Annotated in this window: 7 protein-coding genes; 6 read left to right on the top strand and 1 reads right to left on the bottom strand. The window is 34.5% G+C overall.

Annotated elements, in window-relative coordinates:
* Positions 1–301: 301 nt before the first annotated feature.
* From ACFHWD_RS20310 to ACFHWD_RS20285, 6 genes are all read left to right on the top strand, one after another.
* On the top strand, positions 302–1,330 hold the full coding sequence (locus tag ACFHWD_RS20310; RefSeq protein ID WP_378062914.1) for an ATP/GTP-binding protein: 1,029 nt from the start codon (positions 302–304) through the stop codon (positions 1,328–1,330).
* Positions 1,331–1,470: 140 nt separating this feature from the next.
* Positions 1,471–2,460 (top strand): site-specific tyrosine recombinase/integron integrase, encoded by a 990-nt coding sequence (xerA, locus tag ACFHWD_RS20305; protein WP_378062913.1) that lies wholly within the window; start codon positions 1,471–1,473, stop codon positions 2,458–2,460.
* A 43-nt stretch (positions 2,461–2,503) separates the two neighbouring features.
* The gene (locus tag ACFHWD_RS20300; RefSeq protein WP_378062912.1) at positions 2,504–2,998 is read left to right on the top strand and encodes a restriction endonuclease subunit S; all 495 of its coding nucleotides are present in this window, start codon (positions 2,504–2,506) and stop codon (positions 2,996–2,998) included.
* Positions 2,999–3,041: 43 nt separating this feature from the next.
* On the top strand, positions 3,042–3,164 hold the full coding sequence (locus ACFHWD_RS20295; RefSeq protein ID WP_378062911.1) for a hypothetical protein: 123 nt from the start codon (positions 3,042–3,044) through the stop codon (positions 3,162–3,164).
* A gap of 205 nt (positions 3,165–3,369) precedes the next feature.
* A complete protein-coding gene (locus ACFHWD_RS20290) occupies positions 3,370–4,188 on the top strand; it encodes a nitroreductase family protein (protein WP_229981910.1) in 819 nt (272 codons plus the stop codon).
* Between the two features lie 62 nt (positions 4,189–4,250).
* Positions 4,251–4,805 carry an RNA 2'-phosphotransferase gene (locus tag ACFHWD_RS20285; protein WP_229981911.1) on the top strand — a complete coding sequence of 185 codons (555 nt, stop codon included), beginning with the start codon at positions 4,251–4,253 and terminating at the stop codon, positions 4,803–4,805.
* Between the two features lie 191 nt (positions 4,806–4,996).
* Here ACFHWD_RS20285 and ACFHWD_RS20280 read toward each other — a convergent pair whose 3' ends face one another.
* Complete coding sequence (locus ACFHWD_RS20280; protein WP_378062910.1) at positions 4,997–5,614, bottom strand: TetR/AcrR family transcriptional regulator; 618 nt, start codon at positions 5,612–5,614, stop codon at positions 4,997–4,999.
* Between the last annotated feature and the right edge of the window lie 67 nt (positions 5,615–5,681).

The raw sequence follows: 5,681 nt of genomic DNA, 5'->3' as shown, positions 1-5,681 counted from the left end.
CGATTTTGTCAAACACGTCGACAAATTGAAATTTGAAATGGAGAAGAGTCTAAAAAAATTGGAGGATAATTTTAATTCTTTGATGCAAAGAGCTTTTAATGGAGAACTGGAATTCAATTCACAGTTCGCAATGGATAATTCACAATTAAAAATGGACAAGTAACAATCTATAGTGGACTTTTTATTGTTATATTCAAATTAAAGACTTTGTAGATCTTCTGTTTATTTTAAACAGGTAAATTATGGGGTATAATATAAAAAGAGATGAATACCTTACGGGGTGATAAGGAGAGATATAATTGTGGGTATTGAAAGTATTGAATTGAGAAATTTTACTGTTTTCAAAAATTTTAAAGTTAATTTTTCGAAAGGTATAAATATAATAACGGGGGAAAACGGGACGGGTAAAACACAATTACTTAAAGCAATTTACGCAGATACTCAAATCTCCAAAAGTAAAAATATAGATGATATTTCAAAATATTTTAAGTCTGCTAATGTTAATGATGCTTTTTTTGTTAAACAGCTTAAACCGTTGTTTTTGGAAGTAAAAGCTTCAAATGTCAGCAATAAATCAGATAAACATTATTTAATGGGGAAATTGAATTCTAATATTAATGGCAGAATTTCAACGTCTGGAAGTGACGACGAATGTTCATATGAGATATCATATCCATCTAAAGAAATCAATTGTGTATTTATTCCAGCAAAAGATATGCTTACTCATTCAAAGGGTCTTGTGTCAATGGCTGATAAATTTCAAGAATTTCCATTTGATAAAACAGTGATTGATATTGTAAAAATAGCTGCTCAATGGCAGCTAAAAGAACCTCCCAAGATTGCATTAAAGATACTGCCGATTCTTGAAAAGATGATGGGCGGCAAGGTTGTCATTGAAAACGAGGAATTTTATGTGAAAAAAAATAATGGAGATATGGTTAATTTTGCAGTTGAAGCAGAGGGATTAAAGAAAATAGGATTGTTATGGCAGCTTCTGATGAATGAAAATATAACGGAAAATAGCGTTCTCTTATGGGATGAACCCGAAGCCAATATAAATCCTAAATTTATTCCGGATTTAGTGGAAGTATTAATTGAACTGCAGAAAAATGGCGTTCAAATTTTCCTCACCACGCATAATTATATTTTTGCAAAATATTTTGAAGTTAAGCGTTCTGAAAATGATGAAATCATGTATTATTCATTATATAAAAATGACGATGGTGTAAAATGTGAAAATAACAGCAGCTTTACGGATTTAAAAAATAACAGTATAATGGATACCTTTATTCAATTGTATAAAGATGAAGTTGAGAGGGCTATAAAATAATGGTGCAAATAGAAGAATCAAATATGATTTTTGGCGATTTTGAAAAAGATAAGGTATTTAAAATTGAAAAATCTAAGCTGTATAATAATGCAGTTAATGGCAATATACCATAATATATTAAAGACTGGGAGTTGAAAATTATGGTAGAAAAGCTTGCTGTTGAAATTGAACAGAAAATGATGAATTTACTTGATAATATGCAGATGGAGGAGCTTCATAAGGTTCTGATAGAAAAATTACAGAATATAGCCTTTATAGATGAGAGTAATAAAAAGAATTTGGAAAATATGGAAGAGGATTACTGCAGCATGTTTATCTGTGCAAAACGGATAGAGGGCTGCTCGGAAAAATCCATCAAGTACTATAAATCAACTATAGGCAATATGCTGAAAGCATTGGGTAAATCGGTTAAGCATATTACAACGGAGGATCTCAGGCAATACCTGGCAGAATATTATAATAGGAGCAATTGCAGCAAGGTGAGTGTTGACAATATTAGGAGAATTTTATCCTCATTCTTTTCCTGGCTTGAGGATGAAAATTATATTATAAAGAGCCCTGTAAGGCGGATTCATAAAATAAGAACCGGGAAGGTTATAAAAGAGATATATACAGATGAGAATCTGGAAATAATGCGTGATAATTGTAAAGAGATTCGTGATCTTGCAATTATTGATCTGCTCAACTCTACTGGAATGCGTGTCGGAGAACTGGTAAAATTGGATATTGATGATATGGATTTTAATGAAAGAGAATGTATTGTGGAGGGGAAAGGTGACAAGCAGAGGAGAGTCTATTTTGATGCAAGGTCAAAAATACATCTGCAAAATTATCTCAACAGCAGAGTTGATGGTAATAAGGCATTATTTGTATCACTGATAGAGCCATACAACAGGCTGAATATCAGCGGTGTTGAAATTAGAATGAGAGCCTTGGGAAGAAAGCTCAATATCAACAAGGTACATCCACATAAGTTCAGAAGAACACTTGCAACAAGGGCTATTGACAAGGGAATGCCCATAGAGCAGGTGCAGCACCTTTTAGGACATCAGAAAATAGATACCACACTTCAATATGCAATGGTAAATCAAAATAACGTCAAGATTTCACATAGAAAGTATATTGGATAAAATTTATATTAATTATATATTTTACAAATCGAGATTTATCGAGATGTTTGGGAATCCTGTAAAAAATCCAATGAAATTGCCTAAAGTAAAATTAGAAAATCTAGGAGATTGGAAAACAGGAGGCACACCTTTACGTTCTGAAAGTAAGTATTATAATGGAAATATTCCTTGGCTATCATCAGGAGAGTTAAATAGTATTTATTGTTTCAATAGTGCAGAAATGATAACTAAATTAGCCATAAAAGAGTCTTCAGCAAAAATTATTGAAAAAGGAAGTTTACTACTAGGAATGTACGATACAGCAGCTCTAAAGTCTACAATTAATATGATTGAGTGTAGCTGTAATCAAGCAATTGCCTATGCTAAATTGGATCCGAGATTAGTAAATACAATTTATTCATATTATTGTATTCAGATTGGAAAAGACTTTTATAAAAGTCAGCAAAGAGGTGTAAGACAAAAAAATCTAAATCTTTCAATGATAAAAGGTTTAGAGATAATAATGCCAAATTTACAGTTCNGGAAAAGACTTTTATAAAAGTCAGCAAAGAGGTGTAAGACAAAAAAATCTAAATCTTTCAATGATAAAAGGTTTAGAGATAATAATGCCAAATTTACAGTTCCAAAACCAATTTGCCGATTTTGTCAAACACGTCGACAAATTGAAATTTGAAATGGAGAAAAGCTTGAAAAATGGGTTGTAATGTAAATCAACTAATGATACATATATTGGCATAGAAATAATCCCCATTAAAAATAGCATTGAGATGTCATTACTATTTGCTAAAATATATCGATCGGTTTATTATATATTTATAATTAATTTGAAAAGAATATATGCTGAATTTTATATTTAATATTTGCACTTTGAACTTTCAGATAAAATGACTTGAAGGAGATGTATTTTAAATGATAAAAATAGATACCGAAAAATGCATAGGATGTGGACAATGTGTCAGGGACTGTTTTCCCGGGTGCATAGAAATGAATGAAAACAGAGCAGAACTCAATGACAATTACTGCATCAGATGCGGCCACTGTATTGCAGTCTGTCCGAAGGGAGCCGTATCCATAGATGAGTACGATATGAAAGATGTAAAAGAGTATAGTGAAAAAAATTTTTCTGTGGATGCGGATAATCTGTTGAATTTTATAAAATTCAGAAGAAGCATAAGGCAGTTTAAAGATAAAAAAATTGAACAGAAAAAGATTGATAAAATAATAGAAGCTGGAAGATTTACTGAAACGGGGAGCAACGCACAGGATGTATCCTACATAGTTGTAAAGGACAATTTAAAGCAGCTTAAGGATCTTATCTTTGAAAGTATGGAAAGGCTGGCACATAGTGTCCTTGGCAGTAAAACCGTTGAAGCCAGACTGTACAGAAGATATGCAAAAATGTGGATGAAAATGTGCCAGGACTATAAGCAGAATCCTGAGAATGACAGGATATTTTTTAATGCACCGGCAGTGGTGGTTGTAACAGCTTCATCCCAGGTAGATGCTGCACTGGCATCGTCAAATATGGAGCTTGTTGCTCAGGCACTGGGAATTGGAGTTCTTTTCAGCGGTTTCTTCATAAGGGCAGCAAAGGAAAGCCGGGATGTTATTGATTTTCTTCAGATTAAAAAGGGAAGGGAAATTGTAACCTGTATGATGCTGGGATATCCTGATGTCAGATATTTTAGGACAGTTCCGAGAAAACAGGCAGAGGTAATCTGGAAGTAGTAAAATTATTATGCCCATTTTTTTAACCAACATATTTTGAAAAAGTGCAGAGGGTGTGTAATGTGAACAATAAACAGTATGAGACCAGATTAAGTAAATTCATTTCGCTTGTACTGAGACATAAACCACAGATAATAGGCAGGCAGATAGACAGAAATGGATATATGTCTGTGAAAGAGCTGCTGGATGGATTGAATAACCATGGATATAAAATTGATATGGCATTGCTGGAGAAGATAGTGGCCAGTGATGAAAAACAAAGGTATTCCTTTGATAATGAGAAGAGGAAAATAAGGGCAAATCAGGGACATTCCATAAAAGTGGATCTGGGATTGAAGGAAATTGTACCGCCGGATGTATTATATCACGGTACAGGAAAAAAATATCTTTCAAGTATACTGTCCCTGGGATTAATCAGAAAATCCAGACAGTATGTACATTTATCAAAAGACTATTCTACGGCTGTGAAGGTTGGAAAGAGGCATGGGGATCCCATTGTTCTAATTATAGCTTCAGGACAGATGTCGGAAGATGGATTCAAATTCTATCTATCTGAAAATGGCATTTGGCTTACTGATAGTGTGCCGGCTGAATACATCAAGCCGACTGAGAGATGATTATCAAGTGATTTTTAGGTTCAGATGGAGTTTTCTTATAAGGAATACTTTTCTCCATCTGAACCTTATTTGTGGGAGCTTAATTAAAGTAGAGCACTGTTATAGCTTCTCTGGGTATTCTGTTTTTAAACTCAAATACACCAATAATTTATATTCTGAGTATTACTTTATTATATATAAAGATTCTGCTATTACTGTATTGCATGTATAAGCGGTATAAAAATACCGTCTACGATCTCCGCTATGGCTTCATCGGATACGGGTTCCAGCTTTTTAATCAGCTCATACTGCAGAAGGTCAATAGGCAGTGAGATGATTCGGGGCGGCAGTTTTTCAAGACAGATTTCACCGCGAAGTTCTGCATTTTTCAAAATCATTATCATGGCCACCTCCATCTTGTTATGTTTGTCATGTGATCTCTGCTGGATGATTTGCGGTATGGATGCGATGATTCTGCGCCATATCACTGGCTCCATAATAAGTCCCCTAATGGTCTCCCTGCCGATTATTTTCAACGGTTCAACACGGGCATGCAGATAGGTATACACATCATCCCGCAGATTCCCGGTATCCGGTATCTCATTTTTAATTTTAGGAAAATAATATTTACGCAGAGCGGCAATTACAAGTTCAGACTTATCGGGCCAGCGGCGGTAAAGGACAGATTTGTTTGTCCCCGCCCGTGTTGCGATACTCTCCATAGTCATATGAGTGTAGCCGGTTTCAGAGAGCTCCTCCCATGCAGCATGCAGAATCGCTTCTTCCAGAACTTCTCCTCGGCGGCGCGTACCTTTCTTTCGTTTATCCATGTTTATATCCATTCCTTTCGCTTAGCTCAAGGCACAAAACGTAATGAAAATATTTGGCTTTGAGCGA

Origin of the sequence: Clostridium sp. MT-14 (genome assembly GCF_042436595.1) — a bacterium.
GTDB lineage: Bacteria > Bacillota > Clostridia > Clostridiales > Clostridiaceae > Clostridium_B > Clostridium_B aromativorans.
This window is presented reverse-complemented; position numbering and strand designations above follow the sequence as displayed.

Coding starts and splice junctions, on each gene's coding strand:
- xerA (WP_378062913.1), top strand. CDS start 1,471: ATGGTAGAAAAGCTTGCTGTTGAAATTGAACAGAAAATGATGAATTTA.
- ACFHWD_RS20295 (WP_378062911.1), top strand. CDS start 3,042: ATGATAAAAGGTTTAGAGATAATAATGCCAAATTTACAGTTCCAAAAC.
- ACFHWD_RS20290 (WP_229981910.1), top strand. CDS start 3,370: ATGATAAAAATAGATACCGAAAAATGCATAGGATGTGGACAATGTGTC.
- ACFHWD_RS20280 (WP_378062910.1), bottom strand. CDS start 5,614: ATGGATAAACGAAAGAAAGGTACGCGCCGCCGAGGAGAAGTTCTGGAA.